The sequence below is a fragment of the Streptomyces caeruleatus genome, from assembly GCF_001514235.1.
Taxonomy (GTDB): Bacteria; Actinomycetota; Actinomycetes; order Streptomycetales; family Streptomycetaceae; genus Streptomyces; species Streptomyces caeruleatus.
The window spans coordinates 545574-564290 of sequence record NZ_KQ948927.1; the positions used below are offsets into that span (position 1 = coordinate 545574).

Annotated in this window: 16 protein-coding genes; 7 read left to right on the forward strand and 9 right to left on the reverse strand. The window is 69.8% G+C overall.

Going from position 1 to position 18717, the window contains the following annotated elements; genetic code table 11:
* Positions 1-73: 73 nt before the first annotated feature.
* A complete protein-coding gene (locus tag AQJ67_RS14765) occupies positions 74-1120 on the reverse strand; it encodes a S66 family peptidase (protein WP_062719162.1) in 1047 nt (348 codons plus the stop codon).
* Positions 1121-1224: 104 nt separating this feature from the next.
* Here AQJ67_RS14765 and aroQ point away from each other — a divergent pair, with 104 nt between their 5' ends.
* Positions 1225-1698 (forward strand): type II 3-dehydroquinate dehydratase, encoded by a 474-nt coding sequence (gene aroQ / locus AQJ67_RS14770; protein ID WP_062719163.1) that lies wholly within the window; start codon positions 1225-1227, stop codon positions 1696-1698.
* A gap of 53 nt (positions 1699-1751) precedes the next feature.
* On the opposite strand, the gene AQJ67_RS14775 is transcribed toward aroQ, so the two are convergent.
* The 5 genes from AQJ67_RS14775 to AQJ67_RS14795 all read right to left on the reverse strand — a co-directional run bounded on the left by AQJ67_RS14775 (position 1752) and on the right by AQJ67_RS14795 (position 6035).
* Entirely contained in the window at positions 1752-2480 is a 729-nt protein-coding gene (locus tag AQJ67_RS14775; RefSeq protein WP_062719371.1) for an amino acid ABC transporter ATP-binding protein, read from the reverse strand.
* Positions 2481-2515: 35 nt separating this feature from the next.
* On the reverse strand, positions 2516-3433 hold the full coding sequence (locus tag AQJ67_RS14780; RefSeq protein WP_062719164.1) for an amino acid ABC transporter permease: 918 nt from the start codon (positions 3431-3433) through the stop codon (positions 2516-2518).
* A complete protein-coding gene (locus AQJ67_RS14785) occupies positions 3430-4314 on the reverse strand; it encodes an ABC transporter substrate-binding protein (protein ID WP_062719165.1) in 885 nt (294 codons plus the stop codon). The genes AQJ67_RS14780 and AQJ67_RS14785 overlap by 4 nt, the downstream gene beginning before the upstream one ends.
* A gap of 294 nt (positions 4315-4608) precedes the next feature.
* Positions 4609-5265, reverse strand: a complete 657-nt coding sequence (locus AQJ67_RS14790; protein WP_062719166.1) for an MBL fold metallo-hydrolase — start codon at positions 5263-5265, stop codon at positions 4609-4611.
* 83 nt (positions 5266-5348) lie between these two features.
* On the reverse strand, positions 5349-6035 hold the full coding sequence (locus AQJ67_RS14795) for a maleylpyruvate isomerase family mycothiol-dependent enzyme (RefSeq protein ID WP_062719167.1): 687 nt from the start codon (positions 6033-6035) through the stop codon (positions 5349-5351).
* Between the two features lie 249 nt (positions 6036-6284).
* Between AQJ67_RS14795 and uvrA the strand changes: the two genes are divergently transcribed.
* Complete coding sequence (gene uvrA / locus AQJ67_RS14800; RefSeq protein ID WP_062719168.1) at positions 6285-9341, forward strand: excinuclease ABC subunit UvrA; 3057 nt, start codon at positions 6285-6287, stop codon at positions 9339-9341.
* A gap of 173 nt (positions 9342-9514) precedes the next feature.
* On the opposite strand, the gene AQJ67_RS14805 is transcribed toward uvrA, so the two are convergent.
* From AQJ67_RS14805 to AQJ67_RS14815, 3 genes are all read right to left on the reverse strand, one after another.
* The gene (locus AQJ67_RS14805) at positions 9515-10426 is read right to left on the reverse strand and encodes a carbohydrate kinase family protein (protein WP_062719169.1); all 912 of its coding nucleotides are present in this window, start codon (positions 10424-10426) and stop codon (positions 9515-9517) included.
* The gene (locus AQJ67_RS14810; protein ID WP_062719170.1) at positions 10423-11472 is read right to left on the reverse strand and encodes a LacI family DNA-binding transcriptional regulator; all 1050 of its coding nucleotides are present in this window, start codon (positions 11470-11472) and stop codon (positions 10423-10425) included. The genes AQJ67_RS14805 and AQJ67_RS14810 overlap by 4 nt, the downstream gene beginning before the upstream one ends.
* Positions 11473-11771: 299 nt before the next feature.
* Positions 11772-12728, reverse strand: a complete 957-nt coding sequence (locus AQJ67_RS14815; protein WP_062719171.1) for a hypothetical protein — start codon at positions 12726-12728, stop codon at positions 11772-11774.
* A gap of 346 nt (positions 12729-13074) precedes the next feature.
* On the opposite strand from AQJ67_RS14815, the gene AQJ67_RS14820 reads away from it, so the two are divergent.
* The 5 genes from AQJ67_RS14820 (at position 13075) to whiA (ending at position 18670) form a co-directional block, all read left to right on the forward strand.
* A complete protein-coding gene (locus AQJ67_RS14820; RefSeq protein ID WP_062719172.1) occupies positions 13075-13449 on the forward strand; it encodes an Imm1 family immunity protein in 375 nt (124 codons plus the stop codon).
* Positions 13450-13516: 67 nt separating this feature from the next.
* Positions 13517-15613, forward strand: a complete 2097-nt coding sequence (gene uvrC / locus AQJ67_RS14825; protein WP_062719173.1) for an excinuclease ABC subunit UvrC — start codon at positions 13517-13519, stop codon at positions 15611-15613.
* Positions 15610-16626 carry an RNase adapter RapZ gene (gene rapZ, locus AQJ67_RS14830; protein ID WP_062719174.1) on the forward strand — a complete coding sequence of 339 codons (1017 nt, stop codon included), beginning with the start codon at positions 15610-15612 and terminating at the stop codon, positions 16624-16626. The genes uvrC and rapZ overlap by 4 nt, the downstream gene beginning before the upstream one ends.
* Positions 16623-17690, forward strand: a complete 1068-nt coding sequence (locus AQJ67_RS14835; protein WP_062719175.1) for a gluconeogenesis factor YvcK family protein — start codon at positions 16623-16625, stop codon at positions 17688-17690. Before rapZ ends, AQJ67_RS14835 begins: the two co-directional genes overlap by 4 nt.
* Complete coding sequence (gene whiA, locus AQJ67_RS14840) at positions 17681-18670, forward strand: DNA-binding protein WhiA (RefSeq protein WP_062719176.1); 990 nt, start codon at positions 17681-17683, stop codon at positions 18668-18670. The genes AQJ67_RS14835 and whiA overlap by 10 nt, the downstream gene beginning before the upstream one ends.
* The last annotated feature ends 47 nt before the right edge of the window (positions 18671-18717 follow it).

Genomic DNA, 18717 nt, shown 5'->3' on the forward strand with positions numbered 1-18717 from the left:
ACGTCGTGCATGCCGCGTCAACTACCCACAGTGATCGCGGGTTACGGGGGCGCGCGGGGGCGGTCGGCCTCCCTCAGTATGTGACGGTGATGCGCCGGGAGGGGCCATCGACGCGTACGACCCCGCCGTAAGGGATCACCAGTTGGGGGTCGGTGTGCCCGAAGTCGACGTCGAAGACGATCGTGGTGTCGGGCGCGTAGGCGCGCATGGCGCGCCGAACGGCCTCACGCTGCTCAGCGGCGTAACGAGCGGCCTCCTCGGGGCCGTTGGGGTGCTCGAAGGACCAGGTCTTCGCGCGGCCCATCAGCAGAGCGGAGAACCGGTGCAGCAGGCCGCGCTCGCCCATGTTCCGCAGGGTGCGGAAGACCTCCTCGCCGCTCGGCATCTCCTCGGAGGTCTCCAGGAACAGCACCCCGCCGTCGTACTCCGAGAGGTCGCGCGCGATCTCCCGGTCGGCCATCAGCAACCAGCCGAGAATCTCCAGGCACCCGCCCCAACTGCGGCCCTCCACCACCTGGCCGGCGTTCACCCACGTCCAGCCGTCGGCGGGGCGTGTCTCCGGCTCCGCGTCGAAGGTCGCCGGGTCGGCCCAGTCGCGGTTGACGTCGTTCCAGCGCTCTGCGGGCCTGAGCTCGTACTCGCCCGACGTGAACAGCGCCGCCCGCAGTGACTCGGCGGTCAGCTGATCCATGGCGACAGGGCGGCCCAGCGCGGTCATGACGGTCGCACCGTGGTAGCCGACGATGCCGGTGTTGCGCAGGAACATCAGCAGGTTCGTGTTGTCGCTCATCCCGAAGAACGGCTTCGGGTTCGACCGGATCAACTCCCGGTCCAGCAGCGGCAGCATGGTGATCTGGTCGTCGCCGCCGATGGACGCCATGACCGCCTTGATGTCCGGATCGGCGAACGCGGCGTGGATGTCGTCGGCCCGCTCCCGCGGCGTCGAGCCCATCTTGCGGGTCGCCGGATACTCGACCGGTTCGAGCTCGAATTCCTTGCGCAGCCGCTCCAGGCCCAGTTCGAAGGGGCGCGGGAAGAGGCCGGGCAGTCCGGCGCCGGGCGAGATGACGGCGACGCGGTCGCCCGGGGAGGGCTTGGGAGGGTACGAGATCATGGTCATAACGAGAGGGTAGGACGCGCGTCGTGACCTACGTACCGTGATAAACCGGGGGCTGAGCAGCGGTCATCGACGGACCGCCCGACCCCGAACGGACCGGAGGAACCGTGCCCCGCACCCTGGCCCACGCCCCCATCATGATCCTCAACGGCCCCAACCTGAACCTGCTCGGCCAGCGCCAGCCGGAGATCTACGGCTCCGAGACCCTGGCCGACGTCGAGGCCCTGTGCGCCAAGGCGGCGGCCGCGCACGGCGGCACGATCGACTTCCGACAGTCCAACCACGAGGGTGAGTTGGTCGACTGGATCCACGAGGCGCGGCTCAACCACTGCGGGATCGTGATCAACCCCGGCGCCTACTCGCACACCTCCGTGGCCATCCTGGATGCGCTCAACACCTGTGACGGGCTTCCGGTCTTGGAGGTCCACATCTCCAACATCCACAAGCGCGAGTCGTTCCGGCACCACTCGTACGTCTCCCTGCGGGCCGACGGGGTCATCGCGGGGTGCGGTGTGCAGGGGTACGCGTTCGGCGTGGAGCGGGTCGCGGCGCTCGCGGGGGCGGGGCAGGCGGCCACGTGACGTGATTGTGAGGGGCTGACGTGTAAGGACCGCCCCGCCATGGCGAGCGGTCCTTACAGGCGTCCGGCCTCCACGATCCGCCGCAGGAAGCGCCGCGTACGTTCCTGCTGCGGGTCCCCGAAGATCTGCTCCGCCGTACCGCGCTCCAGCACCACCCCTCCGTCCAGAAAACAAACCTGGTCGGCGACCTCCCGCGCGAACCCCATCTCGTGCGTGGCCAGCACCATCGTCATCCCGTCTGCCTTCAAGTCACGGACAACGGCGAGGACTTCGCCCACGAGCTCCGGGTCGAGAGCCGCGGTGACCTCGTCGAGCAGCAACAACCGGGGCCGTACGGCCAGGGCGCGCACGATCGCCACCCGCTGCTGCTGGCCGCCGCTCAGCCGGTCCGGGTACTCGCCGGCCTTGTCCGCCAGCCCGAGCCGCTCCAGCAGCTCACGCGCGCGTGTCTCGGCCTCGGCCCGGGACACGCCCTGCACCCGGCGCGGGGCGAGGGTGATGTTCTCCAGCACCGTCATGTGCGGGAAGAGGTTGTACGCCTGGAACACCACGCCGATACGGCGCCGTACGGCGTCCTGGTCGACGCGCGGATCGGTGATCTCCTCGCCGTCGAGCCAGATCGCGCCGTCGTCGATGTCCTCCAGCAGGTTCGCGCACCGCAACAGCGTCGACTTGCCGGAGCCCGAGGCGCCGATCAGCGCGGTCACCGTGTGCGGGGCGACCTCCAGGTCGACGTCCCGCAGCACGACCGAGTCGCCGAAGGTCTTCCGGACGGACTCCATCCGCAGCACAGGTGCGGTGTTCACGGCCGCGTCGCTCACAGGGCTCCTCCTTGGGCCCGCCTACGGTCCATCCGGGCCGTCACCCAGTCCGTGAAGCGGGTCATGGGAATGGTCAGCGCCACGAAGACCAGGCCCGCGACGATGTACGGCGTGTAGTTGAGGCTGCGGCCCACGATGATGTCCGCGGCCCGTACGGCGTCCACCGCACCGCCGATGGACACCAGACCGGTGTCCTTCTGCAACGACACCAGGTCGTTCAGCAGGGGCGGCACCTGACGGCGAACGGCCTGGGGCAGGACGACGTGCCGCAGCGCCTGCCGGTTCGTCAGACCGAGCGAGCGTGCCGCGGCACGCTGGGACGGGTGGACGGACTCGATGCCCGCCCGGAACACCTCGGCGACGTACGCCGAATACGTCAGCGTCAGTGCCGTACCACCCAGCAGCACCGGGTCGACGGTCACGCCCTGCAGCCGCAGCGCGGGAACGCCGAGCACTACGATCATGAGGTTAATGATGAGCGGAAGGCCCCGGAAGAAGTCCGTGTACGCGGCGGCCAGCGCCCGCAGCGGGAAGAACACCGGGCCGCGCAGCGTACGGGCGACGGCGATGAGCATCCCGAGGACCAGCACCGCCGCGCCGCAGATCAGCAGCAGCCGGACGTTGAGCCAGAGCCCTTCGAGGACCTTGGGGAACGCCTCGCGCGCGTACTGCCCGTTGAAGAACGTCTCCTTGGTGCGCGGCCAGCCCGGCGCGTTGACCACGACCAGGTAGAGGACGACGACCGTGACCAGGGTGGAGAGGGCCGCTATCGCCGTGGCACGCCGCGCGCGGGCACGCTTGTGGCGCTCGCGGTCGAGGCGTCGCTGCGAGGGGACGTAGCCGTCGCTCTCGCTGGACATGCCGCCGTTGTCGTCCGCGCCCTCCTGACCGGACTCCTCCTTGGTAACCGTCACTTGAGCACCGGCGCGTCGACGGCGTCCGACAGCCACTGCTGCTCCAGGTCGGCCAGGGTGCCGTCCTCGCGCAGGGTGTCCACGGCGTCCGTCACGCACGCGGTGAGGACGCTGCCCTTGTCGAGCACGAGGCCGAACTGCTCCGTGGCGCCGCCCTGGTTCTCGAACTGGCCGACGATCGTCGCGTCCGTCACCTCGGCGGCGGTGATGTAGAAGGCGGTCGGCAGGTCGACCACGATGGCGTCGACCTGGCCGTTCTTCAGCGCGGACTTGGCCTGGTCGTTCTTGGCGTACGCGGCAGCCTCCTGCGTCGGCTTCACCACGTCGTCGATGTAGTTGAGGCTGGTGGTGCCGACCTGCGCGCCGAGTTTGAGGCCCTTCAGGTCCGCCACGCTCGTCGCCTTGGCGGCCTTGCTGCCCTTCAACGCGACGACGGCCTGGCGGACGTCGTAGTAGCCGGAGGAGAAGTCCACGGCCTTCTTGCGCTCGTCGCTGATCGACACCTGGTTGATGTCGAAGTCGAAAGTCTTCTCGCCGGGCGCGAAAGCCTTGTTGAACGGCACGCTCTGCCAGACGACGGCACTCTTGTCGTAGCCGAGCTGCTTCGCCACGGCGTATGCGACGGCCGACTCGAAACCCTTGCCGTTGGCCGGTTCGTCGTCCTTGAACCAGGGCTCGTAGGCCGGCTCGTCGGTGGCGATCGTCAGCTTGCCGGAGGTCTTGGTGGCCAAATCGCCCTTGGCGCAGGTGTTTCCGGCCGACCCCGACGGTGTGTCGGCGGCCTTCTCGTCCGGCTGTGGAGCACAGCCGACAGCGGTGGCGAGCAGGGCGGTCGTGGCGACGGCGACGGCGTGGCGCAGCGCGCGAGCGGCAAGAGGCATGGCGGGAGATTGGCAGGACAGCGTCGTGTTTGTCGAGGTCACGACGGTTGGTTTCCGCATAGTGGGAACCAGTGTTGCGTTCTTGTGAACACGTCCCTTTCGGCAGCCGCCGGGGCCGCCGGCCGAGGGCGGGGATTGAAGGCCGGCGGCCCGTACCGCTCAGGAGCCGTCATCCTGTGCGGGGCTGCTTCCAGTTGACTGCGCAACTACGCACGCCGGGAGCGCGCGCATGACACCGGCGTGTGTGAAGGATTCACACGGGGTGCGTGCGCGGGGCGCGCTCCCGGCGTGAGGTCACCAGCCCCGCGCGTGCCACTCCGGCAGATGCGGCCGCTCCGCGCCCAGCGAAGTGTCGTTGCCGTGCCCCGGGTAGACCCATGTCTCGTCCGGCAGGGCGTCGAAGATCTTCGTCTCCACGTCGTGGATCAGACGGGCGAACGCCTTCGGGTCCTTGCGGGTGTTGCCCACACCACCAGGGAACAGACAGTCCCCGGTGAATACATGGGGATGGCCGTGCGGGTCGTCGTAGACGAGCGCGATGGAGCCGGGCGTGTGCCCGACCAGGTGGCGCGCGGTGAGCTCCACGTGCCCCACCCGGATGGTGTCGCCGTCGTCGACCAGGACGTCGGTCGGCACCGGGATGCCGTCGGCGTCGTCCCGACCGGCGTACGTGCGCGCGCCGGTGGCCTCGACTACAGCGGCGAGCGCCTGCCAGTGGTCGCCGTGCTGGTGCGTGGTGACGACGGACGCGATGCCGTCGTCACCGATCATGCCGATCAGCGTGGTCGCGTCGTTGGCGGCGTCGATCAGCAGTTGCTCGTCCGTGGCCCGGCAGCGCAGCAGATAGGCGTTGTTGTTCATCGGGCCGACCGCGATCTTGGTGATCATCAGGTCCTTGAGCTCGTGCACGTCGGCGGGGCCACCGACCGTCACCTGTCCGCTGTACGTCATGGCGGCAGCCTATAGCGGCAGGGCGGCCCAGGGGCTGTCCAGTCGCTGCAACGGCAGAACGCCCCCGGGAGACCGCCGGGCGACTACAGCGGGGGCAGCGACGGCAGGGTGCCGCCCTCCACGGTCAGCCCCGCCCCGTCACGGCGCCCGGCGAGCCAGCCGAGCAGGTCCGGCCCTGAGCCCTGGACGGTGACCACGGGGGCGGCCGCCCCCCGGCCCGTGCTCCACGCGTGCGTGCCGTCCGTCAGACGGGTCGGCGGGACATCGGGGTGCCCGGAGAACCGCTCGGCGAGGAAGTCGATCTCCCGCTCCACGAACTCGGTCGGCAGATCCTCCAGCTCGTACCCGAGCCCGAGATCCACATGGTGCAGCTCCACCTCGACCCACCGCCGGAACGGTACCCGGGCCGCCGCGTCGGTGACCCCGTTGCGCAGCTCCACGGTGCGCGACCAGTCCGCGGGCGTCGCTCCCGTCTCCTGGAAACGGGCCGCGCTCTGGCGTACGTCGGTGAGCTGGACGTCGAGGGGACGTGGGGCGTCCCGGTCGATGTCGGCGTCCCTCGCGGTGGCCGAGACGTACATGGGGCGCCCGTCGAGGACGTTCACGAGGGCGTCCGCGTTACGGGCGAGGTGGGCGAGGACATGGCCGCGGCTCCAGCCGGGAAGCCGTGACGGCTCGGCCACCGACGCGTTGTCCATCTTGGCCGCTGCGGTGAGCAGCCGTTCCGTAGCTTCACGTACAGACACCAGGTCACGACCGTGATCAATCATGGTGCTGACATTAGCCCCGCCACACCTTTGGGTGAAGGTGGTGAACGAGTGCCGTAAATCGAATGCGCGTGCTATAGGGTCGGTCGTGGCGTCGGGCATGCTGGAGGCCCGCGGATTGTTATGCATCCCGGAATCCGACCGGCGTTGTCAGTGGCTCCCCCTAGTCTGAAAAAGCACGGGGGCCTCGAAGCCGAGAACACACGGGGGTCTCGCCCCCTGTCACTTCTCTCAAGAAAGGTGCGGACCGGCGTGGCCGACCGTCTCATCGTCCGTGGCGCGCGCGAGCACAACCTCAAGAATGTCTCGCTCGACCTGCCGCGCGACTCGCTCATCGTCTTCACGGGCCTGTCGGGGTCGGGCAAGTCCTCGCTGGCCTTCGACACCATCTTCGCCGAGGGGCAGCGGCGTTACGTGGAGTCACTGTCCTCGTACGCCCGGCAGTTCCTCGGTCAGATGGACAAGCCGGACGTCGACTTCATCGAGGGACTGTCCCCGGCGGTCTCCATCGACCAGAAGTCGACCTCGCGCAACCCGCGCTCGACGGTCGGCACCATCACCGAGGTCTACGACTACCTGCGTCTGCTCTTCGCGCGCATCGGCAAGCCCCACTGCCCCCAGTGCGGCCGCCCGATCTCGCGCCAGTCGCCGCAGGCCATCGTCGACAGGGTCCTGGAGCTGCCGGAGGGGAGCCGCTTCCAGGTGCTGTCGCCGCTGGTGCGCGAGCGCAAGGGTGAGTTCGTCGACCTCTTCGCCGACCTCCAGACCAAGGGCTACTCCCGCGCGCGTGTGGACGGCGCGACGGTCCAGCTGTCCAACCCGCCCACGCTGAAGAAGCAGGAGAAGCACACCATCGAGGTGGTCGTCGACCGTCTCACGGTGAAGGACTCCGCCAAGCGCCGGCTCACCGACTCCGTGGAGACCGCCCTCGGTCTGTCCGGCGGCATGGTCGTGCTCGACTTCGTCGACCTCCCCGAGGGCGACCCCGAGCGCGAGCGCATGTACTCGGAGCACCTGTACTGCCCGTACGACGACCTCTCCTTCGAGGAGCTGGAACCGCGCTCCTTCTCCTTCAACTCGCCCTTCGGCGCCTGCCCCGAGTGCACCGGTATCGGCACGCGCATGGAGGTCGACCCCGAGCTGATCGTCCCGGACGAGGACAAGTCCCTCGACGAGGGCGCCATCCACCCCTGGTCGCACGGCCACACCAAGGACTACTTCGGCCGCCTGATCGGTGCCCTCGCGGACGCGCTCGGCTTCCGGACGGACATCCCCTTCGCCGGTCTGCCGCAGCGCGCCAAGAAGGCCCTGCTCCACGGCCACAAGACGCAGATCGAGGTCCGCTACCGCAACCGGTACGGCCGCGAGCGTGTCTACACGACGCCGTTCGAAGGGGCCGTCCCCTTCGTCAAGCGTCGGCACAGCGAGGCCGAGAGCGACGCCAGCCGCGAGCGCTTCGAGGGCTATATGCGCGAGGTGCCCTGCCCCACCTGTGAGGGCACCCGCCTGAAGCCGATCGTCCTCGCGGTCACGATCATGGAGAAGTCGATCGCCGAGGTCTCGGCGATGTCCATCAGCGACTGCGCGGACTTCCTGGGCAAGCTGAAGCTCAACGCCCGCGACAAGAAGATCGCCGAGCGCGTGCTGAAGGAGGTCAACGAGCGGCTGCGGTTCCTGGTCGACGTCGGCCTGGACTACCTCTCGCTGAACCGCGCGGCCGGCACCCTCTCCGGCGGCGAGGCCCAGCGCATCCGCCTGGCCACCCAGATCGGCTCCGGACTCGTAGGTGTGCTGTACGTCCTCGACGAGCCGTCCATCGGTCTGCACCAGCGCGACAACCACCGGCTGATCGAGACCCTCGTCCGCCTGCGCGACATGGGCAACACGCTCATCGTCGTCGAGCACGACGAGGACACCATCAAGGTCGCCGACTGGGTTGTCGACATCGGCCCCGGCGCCGGTGAGCACGGCGGCAAGGTCGTGCACAGCGGGTCCATGAAGGAGCTGCTCGCCAACGCCGAGTCGCAGACCGGTCAGTACCTGTCCGGCAAGAAGGCCATCCCGCTGCCCGACATCCGTCGCCCGCAGGACCCGACCCGCCGGCTCACCGTGCACGGAGCGCGGGAGAACAACCTCCAGGACATCGACGTCTCGTTCCCGCTGGGCGTGTTCACCGCCGTCACGGGCGTGTCCGGCTCCGGCAAGTCGACGCTGGTCAACGACATCCTGTACACGCACCTGGCACGCGAGCTCAACGGCGCGCGTAATGTCCCGGGCCGGCACACGCGCGTGGACGGCGACGACCTCGTCGACAAGGTCGTGCACGTCGACCAGTCGCCCATCGGTCGCACCCCGCGCTCGAACCCGGCGACCTACACCGGTGTCTTCGACCACATCCGCAAGCTGTTCGCCGAGACCACCGAGGCGAAGGTTCGCGGTTACATGCCGGGCCGCTTCTCCTTCAACGTCAAGGGCGGCCGCTGCGAGAACTGCGCGGGCGACGGCACGATCAAGATCGAGATGAACTTCCTCCCGGACGTGTATGTCCCGTGCGAGGTCTGTCATGGCGCCCGGTACAACCGGGAGACCCTGGAGGTCCACTACAAGGGAAAGTCCATCTCCGAGGTCCTGAACATGCCGATCGAGGAGGCCATGGACTTCTTCGAGGCCGTTCCGGCGATCAACCGGCACCTCAAGACGCTGAACGACGTCGGTCTCGGCTACGTCCGGCTGGGCCAGTCCGCGACCACTCTGTCCGGCGGTGAGGCCCAGCGGGTGAAGCTCGCCAGCGAGCTCCAGAAGCGCTCCACCGGCCGCACGGTCTACGTCCTCGACGAGCCCACCACCGGTCTGCACTTCGAGGACATCAGCAAGTTGCTGAAGGTCCTGGCCGGCCTGGTCGACAAGGGCAACACGGTCATCGTCATCGAGCACAACCTCGACGTGATCAAGACTGCCGACTGGGTCGTGGACATGGGCCCCGAGGGCGGCGCCGGTGGCGGTCTCGTCGTCGCCGAGGGCACGCCCGAAGAGGTTGCCGCGGTCCCGGCCAGCCACACCGGCAAGTTCCTGCGCGAGATCCTCGGCGCCGACCGGATCAGCGACGCGGCCTCGGTGAAGGCCCCGCGAAAGACGGTGACCAAGAAGACGGTGGCGGCGGCGTCGACGGCGAAGAAGACGGCGACGGCCAGGACCACGAGGACGGCCAACAACAAGGCCACCGGCAAGGACGCCGCAGCCACCAAGAAGGCGGCGGCCGCGAAGAAGACGACGCCCGCGAAGAAGACGACGCGGGCACGCAAGGCCTGAGGCCCAGCGGCCACGAGTCACGGGCCGAAAAACCCGAATAATTCCAGAAAAGTAAGGCGCCCCGTGGGAACTCCCCGCGGGGCGCCGTGCGTTGGATCATCAGCGGCCCGATTGATCTGGCTGTGACGAACCTTGACTGCTCAAAAATGGAATGGAAGAGAACGGAACGCCTCCTAGAAGTCCCCCAGTTCGGAGGCGAAGGGCGGTTCGGCGCCCGCCCGGGAACAGGTGATCGCGGCAGCCCGCGCCGCGAACCGCAGCAGCCGTGTCCAGCCGTCGGGGCCCAGTTCCGCGAGCGCCTCGGCGGACAGGCAGTCCTGGGCGGCCAGGCCGTGCAACAGGGCCGCGTTCACGGTGTCGCCCGCACCGATCGTGTTCACGACGTCCACCTCCTCACCCGGCACGGAGTGCACGGCGCCGTCCCGCGTGAAGGCCGTCAGCCCGTCACCGCCGTTGGTGATCACAACGGCCGCAGGTCCCGCGGCCAGCCACTCACGCGGCGTGCCACCCAGCCACAGCGCGTCCTCCTCGGAGAGCTTGAGCAGTGACACCGACGGAAGCCAGCTCTTGAACCGGGCCCGGTAGCCATCCGGGTCGGGAATGAGTCCAGCCCGGATGTTCGGGTCGAGCGCGGTGAACACCCCTTGCGCGGCCGCGCTCCGCATCAGCTCCTCATAGGCGCTCGCCCCCGGTTCCAGGACGAGCGAGCAAGTACCGAAGGAGACCGCGCGGGCTGCCGCGGGCAGTGCCGAAGGTGCCGTGAAGAGCCGGTCGGCGGTGCCCTCGACGTAGAAGGAGTAGGCGGCCGAGCCCTGCGCGTCGATGGTGGCGACCGCGAGGGTCGTCGGTTCCATGCCGCGCTGCACGGCCGACACGTCCACCCCGGCCTCCCGTAGCCCGTCGAGCAGGGCCTCACCGAAGGCGTCATAGGAGGTGCGTGAGCAGAACGCGGTGGGCGAGCCGAGGCGGCCGAGGGCCACGGCGGTGTTGTAGGGGCCGCCGCCGAGCGCCGGCTTCAGACCCGCGAGGGCGCCCGTGCCCTGCGGTACCAGGTCGATCAGGGCCTCACCGGCGACGACGATCACGAGACGGTTCCTTTCACGGACGGCAGGGGCTGTGCGGGGCACCCGCATGAGGTGCGATGTACGAAGGCGCAAGGGAGACGCAAGGTCCGCGCGGGCAAGTCCGGCTCGGCGAGGCGGTCCAGAAGCACACGGACCGCTTGGGCGCCGATCTCCCTGCTGGGCTGGGCTATCGCGGTGAGCCTGGGCGAGAAAAGGTCGGCCCAGGCGAAGTCGTCGAAACAGCACAACGCGATGTCGCCGGGCACGGACATGCCGTGACCACGCAGGGCGCGCAGGGCACCGATGGTCATCGCGTTGTTGGCGGTGACCAGCGCGGTGGGAGGCGAGGCGAGCGACAGCAGCGCGGCGGTGGCCTGCTCGGCGCCGGCCGACTCGGAGTCGCCGTGCACGACGAGGTGCTCGTCGTACCCGAGCCCGGCCGTAGCCAGGCCCTCCCGGTATCCGGTGAGTCGCTCACTGGTGGTGCTGAGTCCCGGCAGACCGGCGATCAGGCCGATCCGACGGTGGCCGAGGCCGGCGAGATGGGTGACCAACTGGGCCATGGGCTCGGCGCTGTCGGCGCAGACCTGGTCGAACCGTGTCGGGCCGTCGTCCGGCATGTCGACCAAGCGGTCGAGGAGGACCGTCGGCACCTTGTGACGCCCGAGGTAGGCGAGGAGCTCGCGCGGGTCGGCGGAGGGTGCGACGATCATGCCGTCCACCCGACGCTCGTGCAGGAGCTGGACGACCTTGCGTTCATGCTCCGGATCGTCGTGCGGGTCGGCGATGAGCAGGCTGTAACCGTGTTCCAGGGCGCCGGCCTCGACGCCCTGGAGTATCTCCGTGAAGTACGGGTTGCTGATCGCCGAGACCGCCAGCCCGATGGACCGGGTGCGGGAGGTCACCAGGGAGCGGGCGAGGGTGTTGGGTGTGTAGCCCAGCTCGTCCATGGCGTCCAGCACCGCCTGGCGGGTGTGGGGCAGCACCGGCCGGGTGCTGTTCAGCACATGCGAGACGGTCGCCACGGACACGCCGGCGCTCCGCGCGACGTCCGCCATGGTGGCCATCGAGATCCCCTCCCTGCCGCGCCGCCCCTCCCTGGGCAGCTGCGGTCTTCTGGCGGGGAAGGTATCCCATTCGGCGCCACACGTAAACGCTTGCGCAATCGTTTACGTGCTGGGCTCGACCGGTGAGGGAGGGACGGCGGGGGGGCGTGCCCTCGGGCGCGCGGCACCAAAGCGGTGGCTGGCCGCATCGAGAAGTCGGAAGGCGGTGGTCAGCCGCGTCGAAAAGTCAGAAGGGGGTGGTCAGCCGCGTCGAGGAAGCTGGAACCCTGGGCTGCCCCCGCGAGGCTGGAAGCGCCAACTCACTCCCACTCCCACCCGATCCCCACGATCCCCGTCCGTACCCGAGGCTCGACCAGGTGGACGGAACGGTGCAGCCCGCTGAGGGCGAGTCCCTGACGGCCGCTGCGGGGCGCGGCCGCAGAGTGCTGGGAGAAGCGGTGGCAGCGCACCGGCAGGGTGTTCTCGGTGAAGCGGACCTGGAGGGCGTACTGGCCGCCCGCGAGAGGGAAGCCGCGGGCGTACTCGCGGGACACGTCGGCCGTCCCGTCCTCGACGCCGTGCCGGAAGAGGTAGGTGTCGCCTGCCCGCAGCCGGGTGCCGAAGAGCAGCTCGGCCACGAGGACACCGGTCTCCTGGTGCCACCGGACCCGTCCCGTGCGGCAGTTCTCCAGAGCGTGCACCTTCATGCGCTCCGGCGCGCATCCTGGGTCGCCGTGGTGGACAGCGACATAGCGGTCGGCGCCGTCCTTGTGGGCGCGCACGATGTGGTGCGACTCGCGGCCCGCCAGTTCGCGGCGGGCCCCGATCCGTACCCGCTCATGGTGGGCGAGGGTGTGCAGGCCACCGTCCATAGGCCAGTTCAGTTCGGCCAGCAGCTGCTCCAGGACGCCTGAGGCCTCCACCAGGGAGCGGTAGGAACGGGCCGCCGGTCGCTGGAGGGCGGAGTGGTCGTCGGCCTCGGCGAGCAGCCGGATCAGGGACTCCTCCGGCAACTGGAGAATCTCCTCCAGTGCGCGCACCGCACGCAACGACTCGGGGCGCTGCGGCCGGCGGGCGCCCTGCTGCCAGTAGCTCAGGCTGGTGACGCCGACCTTCACACCACGACGGGACAGGTGGTGCTGCACGCGCTGCAGCGGCAGTCCCCGGGCGGCTATCGCGGCGCGCAGGGCGACATGGAAGGGGCCGCCTCGCAGGGCCGTGTCCAGTTCCGCGGTGGCGACGGCGGGGCTGTCCGCGTGCTGTGTGGCGTGCGGCATGCAGGGGCCTTTCTGTGGTTGTTCACAACGGCTGGTCAGACCGGGTCGGGCGGCTGGGCCGGGCCACTTCGTCGGCGCGGCGGGGGTCTGGTCTTCACATCCGTACGCCGCCACTCAGGGCCCTGAGTTCCCCCGCATTGAAGCGTGTTGACCAAGTCCCGACAACACCTGATGCCCAACAGCGCCATGCCCTGGCCGAGTCGCGACGGTTCTGCGTCAAGTCACTGTGCCCGTACCGCCGTTGTCAGAGTGAGAGCTGTTCCCGCAGACCGTCGAGCCGAGGCGCCGGTCCCCTCAGCACCTGGAAGGGGGCAGAAAAGAGACAGAGGAGTGGGGGATCGCGCCCATGGGGGAGACCTGGCGGTACGGCGACGATGCCGGGCCCGTGACGGCGGACGGAGCGGTCCGCCTGCTGCGGGGACGGATCTCCGGCGGCCTGCTCGAGACGTGGCTGACCAGTTCCTCGGGGCGTCGGCTGGCGGTCGTGAGCAACGGCGCGCGAGCGATGGTGATGCTGCTCGACGACGAGGACGACCCCGGTGCCCACGCCGCCGACCCGGGCGCCGAGGGCCAGAGCGGGGGCTATGTGCTCATGAACGGGCAGTGCGACGAGTACCCGGACGCGGACACGGTGCCGCTCGCAGAGGCGCTGCGCATCGCCCGCCACCTGCTGGATTCCGGGACACCGCCACCAGAGATGCCCTGGGCCGTTGACCGCTGAGCCCGACGGCCCGGCCGTTGTCCACAGCCTCGTCGGACTGTCACTGCTCGCCAGTAGGGTGTGAGACATGGCCGACCCCTCCAGCTACCGCCCCAAGCCGGGACAGATCCCCGACTCTCCCGGGGTGTACAGGTTCCGTGACGAGCACCGCCGGGTGATCTACGTCGGAAAGGCGAAGAGCCTGCGCCAGCGCCTGGCGAACTACTTCCAGGACCTGGCGGGCCTCCACCCGCGCACCCGTTCCATGGTCACCACGGCGGCGTCCGTGGAGTGGACCGTGGTGTCCACGGAGGTCGAGGCGCTTCAGCTGGAGTACTCCTGGATCAAGGAGTACGACCCCCGGTTCAACGTCAAGTACCGCGACGACAAGAGCTACCCGTACCTCGCGGTGACGATGAACGAGGAGTTCCCGCGGGTGCAGGTGATGCGCGGTCACAAGAAGAAGGGCGTGAGGTACTTCGGGCCGTACGCGCACGCGTGGGCGATCCGGGACACCGTCGACCTCCTCCTGCGTGTCTTCCCGGTCCGTACCTGCTCGGCCGGCGTCTTCAAGAACGCCTCCCGCACCGGCCGCCCCTGCCTGCTCGGCTACATCGGCAAGTGCTCCGCCCCCTGCGTGGGACGCGTCTCCGACGAGGAGCACCGTGAACTGGCCGAGGAGTTCTGCGACTTCATGACCGGTCGCACGGGCACCTATCTGCGCCGCCTGGAGAAGCAGATGATGGAGGCGGCCGACGAGATGGAGTACGAGCGGGCCGCCCGCCTGCGCGACGACATCGAGGCCCTGAAGAAGGCCATGGAGAAGAACGCGGTCGTGCTCGCCGACGCGACCGACGCCGACCTCATCGCGGTCGCCGAGGACGAGCTCGAAGCGGCCGTGCAGATCTTCCACGTCCGTGGCGGCCGGGTGCGCGGCCAGCGCGGCTGGGTCACCGACAAGGTGGAGGAGATCACCACCGGCGCGCTCGTCGAGCACGCCCTCCAGCAGCTCTACGGCGAGGAGACCGGGGACGCCGTGCCCAAGGAGGTCCTGGTCCCGGCCCTGCCCGACCCGCTGGACCCGGTGCAGCAGTGGCTGACCGGCCGCCGCGGCTCGAACGTCTCGCTGCGCATCCCCCAGCGCGGCGACAAGCGAGCCCTCATGGAGACCGTCGAGCGCAACGCCCAGCAGGCGCTCGTCCTGCACAAGACCAAGCGTGCCTCCGACCTGACCACCCGCTCCCGTGCCCTGGAGGAGATCGCCGACGCCCTCGACCTGGACAGCGCCCCGCTCAGGATCGAGTGCTACGACATCTCCCACCTCCAGGGTGACGACGTCGTGGCCTCCATGGTCGTCTTCGAGGACGGGCTGCAGCGCAAGAGCGAGTACCGCCGTTTCCAGATCAAGGGCTTCGAGGGCCAGGACGACGTCCGCTCCATGCACGAGGTGATCACCCGCCGCTTCAAGCGCTACCTCGCCGAGAAGGAGAGGACGGGCGAGTGGGCCGACGGCGACGACACGATCGCCGACACCTCCACCGAGCCCCTCACCACCACCTCGCCCGACGCCCTCGCAGGCGGCCTCAAGGACGACGAAGGCCGCCCCAAGCGCTTCGCCTACCCGCCCCAGCTCGTCGTCGTCGACGGTGGACAGCCGCAGGTCGCGGCCGCCCAGCGGGCCCTGGACGAGCTCGGCATCGACGACATCGCCGTCTGCGGTCTCGCCAAGCGGCTGGAGGAGGTCTGGCTGCCCGGCGATGACGACCCGGTCGTCCTGCCCCGCACCAGCGAAGGCCTCTATCTGCTCCAGCGGGTCCGGGACGAGGCCCACCGCTTCGCGATCACCTACCAGCGCACCAAGCGAGCCAAGCGTTTCCGGTCGAGCCCGTTGGACGACGTGCCTGGTCTCGGTGAGACTCGCAAGCAGGCGCTGATCAAGCATTTCGGTTCGGTGAAGAAGCTGCGATCCGCGACAATCGACCAGATCTGCGAGGTCCCGGGCATAGGCCGCAAGACGGCCGAGACGATCGCCGCGGCCCTCGCCCAGGCGGCCCCGGCCGCACCCGCTGTCAACACGGCGACTGGAGAGATCATGGAAGACGAGGAATCCGGTACGACGGCGGAGACCTCGGGGGAGCCCGTGTCCGCGGGCGCCCCGGACGAACGACGGGGGCAGGAGAGATGAGCGAGCACGACACACAACCCACGGCCGACCGAGATCGACAGGCTCAGGAAACACACAAGAAGGGCGGCGAGGATCTCCCTCAGCAGGACGCACGCCAGGAAGACGGAGAACAGGTGAGTACGGGCATCGACTCGGCCGGGGTCCCCGAAGCGGCCATCCCCGAGCTGGTGATCATCTCGGGCATGTCCGGGGCCGGCCGCTCGACGGCCGCCAAGTGTCTGGAGGACCTCGGCTGGTTCGTCGTCGACAACCTCCCGCCCGCGCTGATCCCCACCATGGTGGAGCTCGGCGCCCGCTCCCAGGGCAACGTGGCGCGGATCGCGGTGGTCGTCGACGTCCGTGGCCGTCGCTTCTTCGACAACCTCCGCGAGTCGCTCTCCGACCTCGACACCAGAGGTGTGACGCGCCGGATCGTCTTCCTGGAGTCCTCGGACGACGCCCTGGTGCGCCGCTTCGAGTCGGTGCGCCGCCCGCACCCCCTCCAGGGCGACGGCCGCATCGTCGACGGGATCGCGGCTGAGCGCGAGCTGCTGCGCGAGCTGCGTGGCGACGCCGACCTGGTGATCGACACCTCCAGCCTCAACGTGCACGAGCTGCGGGCCAAGATGGACGCCCAGTTCGCCGGCGAGGAGGAGCCCGAGCTGCGGGCCACGGTCATGTCCTTCGGCTTCAAGTACGGCCTCCCGGTCGACGCCGACCTGGTCGTGGACATGCGGTTCCTGCCCAACCCGCACTGGGTCCCGGAGCTGCGCCCCTTCACCGGCCTCAACGAGGAGGTGTCGGCGTACGTCTTCAACCAGCCCGGCGCGAAGGAGTTCATCGACCGCTACTCCGAACTGCTCCAGCTCATCGCGGCCGGATACCGCCGCGAGGGCAAGCGGTACGTGACCATCGCGGTCGGCTGCACCGGCGGCAAGCACCGTTCGGTCGCCACATCCGAGAAGCTCGCGGCGCGCCTGGCCTCCCAGGGCGTGGAGACGGTGGTCGTGCACCGGGACATGGGACGGGAATGACGGGACGTACTCCGCGGCTGAGCAGGTTGCGTCGGGCCGTTCCCGAGTCGCGTGCCGGCCGGCCCGTCGAGGCCCGGGGTGCGAAGCCCCGCCGCCGGGGCACCCAGCCGAAGGTCGTCGCCCTCGGCGGCGGCATGGGCCTGTCCGCCTCGCTCGCCGCGCTGCGCCGGATCACCGGTGACCTCACCGCCGTCGTCACCGTGGCCGACGACGGCGGCTCCAGCGGGCGCCTGCGCGACGAGCTGGGCGTGCTCCCGCCCGGTGACCTGCGCAAGGCGCTGGCCGCGCTGTGCGGCGACGACGACTGGGGCCAGACCTGGGCCCGCGTCATCCAGCACCGCTTCCACTCCAAGGGCGACCTGCACGACCACGCGGTCGGCAATCTGCTGATCGTCGCCCTGTGGGAGCAGCTCGGCGACCACGTCCAGGCCCTCGACCTGGTCGGCAAGCTGCTCGGCGCGCACGGGCGGGTGCTGCCCATGTCCGCCGTACCGCTGGAGCTGCAGGCCCTGGTCAAGGGGCACGACCCGGACCAGCCCGAGGCCGTGGACACCGTCCGTGGCCAGGCCAACGTTGCCCTCACTCCCGGTGAGGTGCAGTCGGTGCACGTCGTGCCGTCCGACCCGCCCGCCGTGCCGGAGGCCGTCGCCGCCGTCCGGGACGCGGACTGGGTGGTGCTCGGCCCAGGTTCCTGGTTCTCCTCCGTCATCCCGCATCTGCTCGTGCCGGAACTCCTGGACGCCCTCACCGAGACGAAGGCGCGCCGGGTACTCTCCCTGAACCTCGCGCCGCAGCCGGGAGAAACCGAAGGCTTCTCACCGCAGCGTCATTTGGAGGTTTTGGGACGACACGCCCCTAAACTCGCCCTGGACGTGGTGCTGGCCGACGAGGCCGCCGTGCCGGACCGGGATGTGCTCACCGAGGCCGCCAAGCGGCTCGGTGCCGCGGTCGAGCTGGCCCCGGTGGCCCGGACGGACGGGACGCCCCGGCACGACCCGGAGCTGCTCGCCGCCGCGTACGACCGTATTTTTCGGATGCATGGAAGGATCGGCCCATGGCGATGACGGCAGCGGTGAAGGATGAGATCTCCCGGCTCCCCGTCACCCGGACCTGCTGCAGAAAGGCGGAGGTCTCCGCCATTCTGCGGTTCGCCGGAGGCCTCCACCTGGTCAGCGGGCGCATCGTGATCGAGGCGGAGCTGGACACCGCGATGGCGGCCCGCCGCCTCAAGCGGGACATCCTGGAGATCTTCGGCCACAGCTCCGAGCTGATCGTGATGGCGCCGGGCGGGCTGCGCCGCGGCTCGCGCTACGTCGTACGCGTGGTCGCGGGCGGTGATCAGCTGGCCCGCCAGACCGGCCTGGTCGACGGGCGCGGCCGCCCGATCCGCGGCCTGCCCCCGCAGGTGGTCTCCGGGGCCACCTGTGACGCCGAGGCCGCCTGGCGCGGCGCCTTCCTGGCGCACGGCTCGCTCACCGAGCCCGGCCGCTCCTCCTCCCTCGAAGTGACCTGCCCGGGCCCCGAGGCCGCGCTCGCCCTGGTCGGCGCGGCCCGCCGGCTCTCGATCGCCGCCAAGGCCCGCGAGGTGCGCGGCGTGGACCGCGTGGTCGTCCGGGACGGCGACGCGATCGGGGCCCTGCTGACCCGGCTCGGCGCACACGAGTCGGTGCTGGCCTGGGAGGAGCGCCGGATGCGCCGCGAGGTCCGCGCCACGGCGAACCGTCTCGCCAACTTCGACGACGCCAACCTCCGGCGTTCCGCCCGCGCGGCCGTCGCCGCCGGAGCCCGGGTCCAGCGCGCCCTGGAGATCCTCGGCGAGGAGGTCCCCGAGCACCTCGCCGCCGCCGGACGCCTGCGCATGGAGCACAAGCAGGCCTCCCTCGAGGAGCTGGGCGCGCTCGCCGACCCGCCGCTGACCAAGGACGCCGTCGCCGGCCGGATCCGCCGACTGCTGGCGATGGCCGACAAGCGGGCCCAGGACCTCGGCATTCCGGGCACGGAGGCCAACCTCAGCGAGGAGCTGGCGGACAACCTCGTGGGCTGACCTGAAAGATCGTCAACGTGCCGGTGCCGACGTCCACTTGGGACGTC

Bases quoted from the DNA above. Each gene is read 5' to 3' on its own strand.
- AQJ67_RS14765 (WP_062719162.1), bottom strand. From the start codon at position 1,120: ATGACCATGATCTCGTACCCTCCCAAGCCCTCCCCGGGCGACCGCGTC.
- AQJ67_RS14775 (WP_062719371.1), bottom strand. From the start codon at position 2,480: ATGGAGTCCGTCCGGAAGACCTTCGGCGACTCGGTCGTGCTGCGGGAC.
- AQJ67_RS14785 (WP_062719165.1), bottom strand. From the start codon at position 4,314: ATGCCTCTTGCCGCTCGCGCGCTGCGCCACGCCGTCGCCGTCGCCACG.
- AQJ67_RS14790 (WP_062719166.1), bottom strand. From the start codon at position 5,265: ATGACGTACAGCGGACAGGTGACGGTCGGTGGCCCCGCCGACGTGCAC.
- AQJ67_RS14795 (WP_062719167.1), bottom strand. From the start codon at position 6,035: ATGATTGATCACGGTCGTGACCTGGTGTCTGTACGTGAAGCTACGGAA.
- AQJ67_RS14810 (WP_062719170.1), bottom strand. From the start codon at position 11,472: ATGGCCACCATGGCGGACGTCGCGCGGAGCGCCGGCGTGTCCGTGGCG.
- AQJ67_RS14815 (WP_062719171.1), bottom strand. From the start codon at position 12,728: ATGCCGCACGCCACACAGCACGCGGACAGCCCCGCCGTCGCCACCGCG.
- AQJ67_RS14820 (WP_062719172.1), top strand. From the start codon at position 13,075: ATGGGGGAGACCTGGCGGTACGGCGACGATGCCGGGCCCGTGACGGCG.
- uvrC (WP_062719173.1), top strand. From the start codon at position 13,517: ATGGCCGACCCCTCCAGCTACCGCCCCAAGCCGGGACAGATCCCCGAC.
- rapZ (WP_062719174.1), top strand. From the start codon at position 15,610: ATGAGCGAGCACGACACACAACCCACGGCCGACCGAGATCGACAGGCT.
- AQJ67_RS14835 (WP_062719175.1), top strand. From the start codon at position 16,623: ATGACGGGACGTACTCCGCGGCTGAGCAGGTTGCGTCGGGCCGTTCCC.
- whiA (WP_062719176.1), top strand. From the start codon at position 17,681: ATGGCGATGACGGCAGCGGTGAAGGATGAGATCTCCCGGCTCCCCGTC.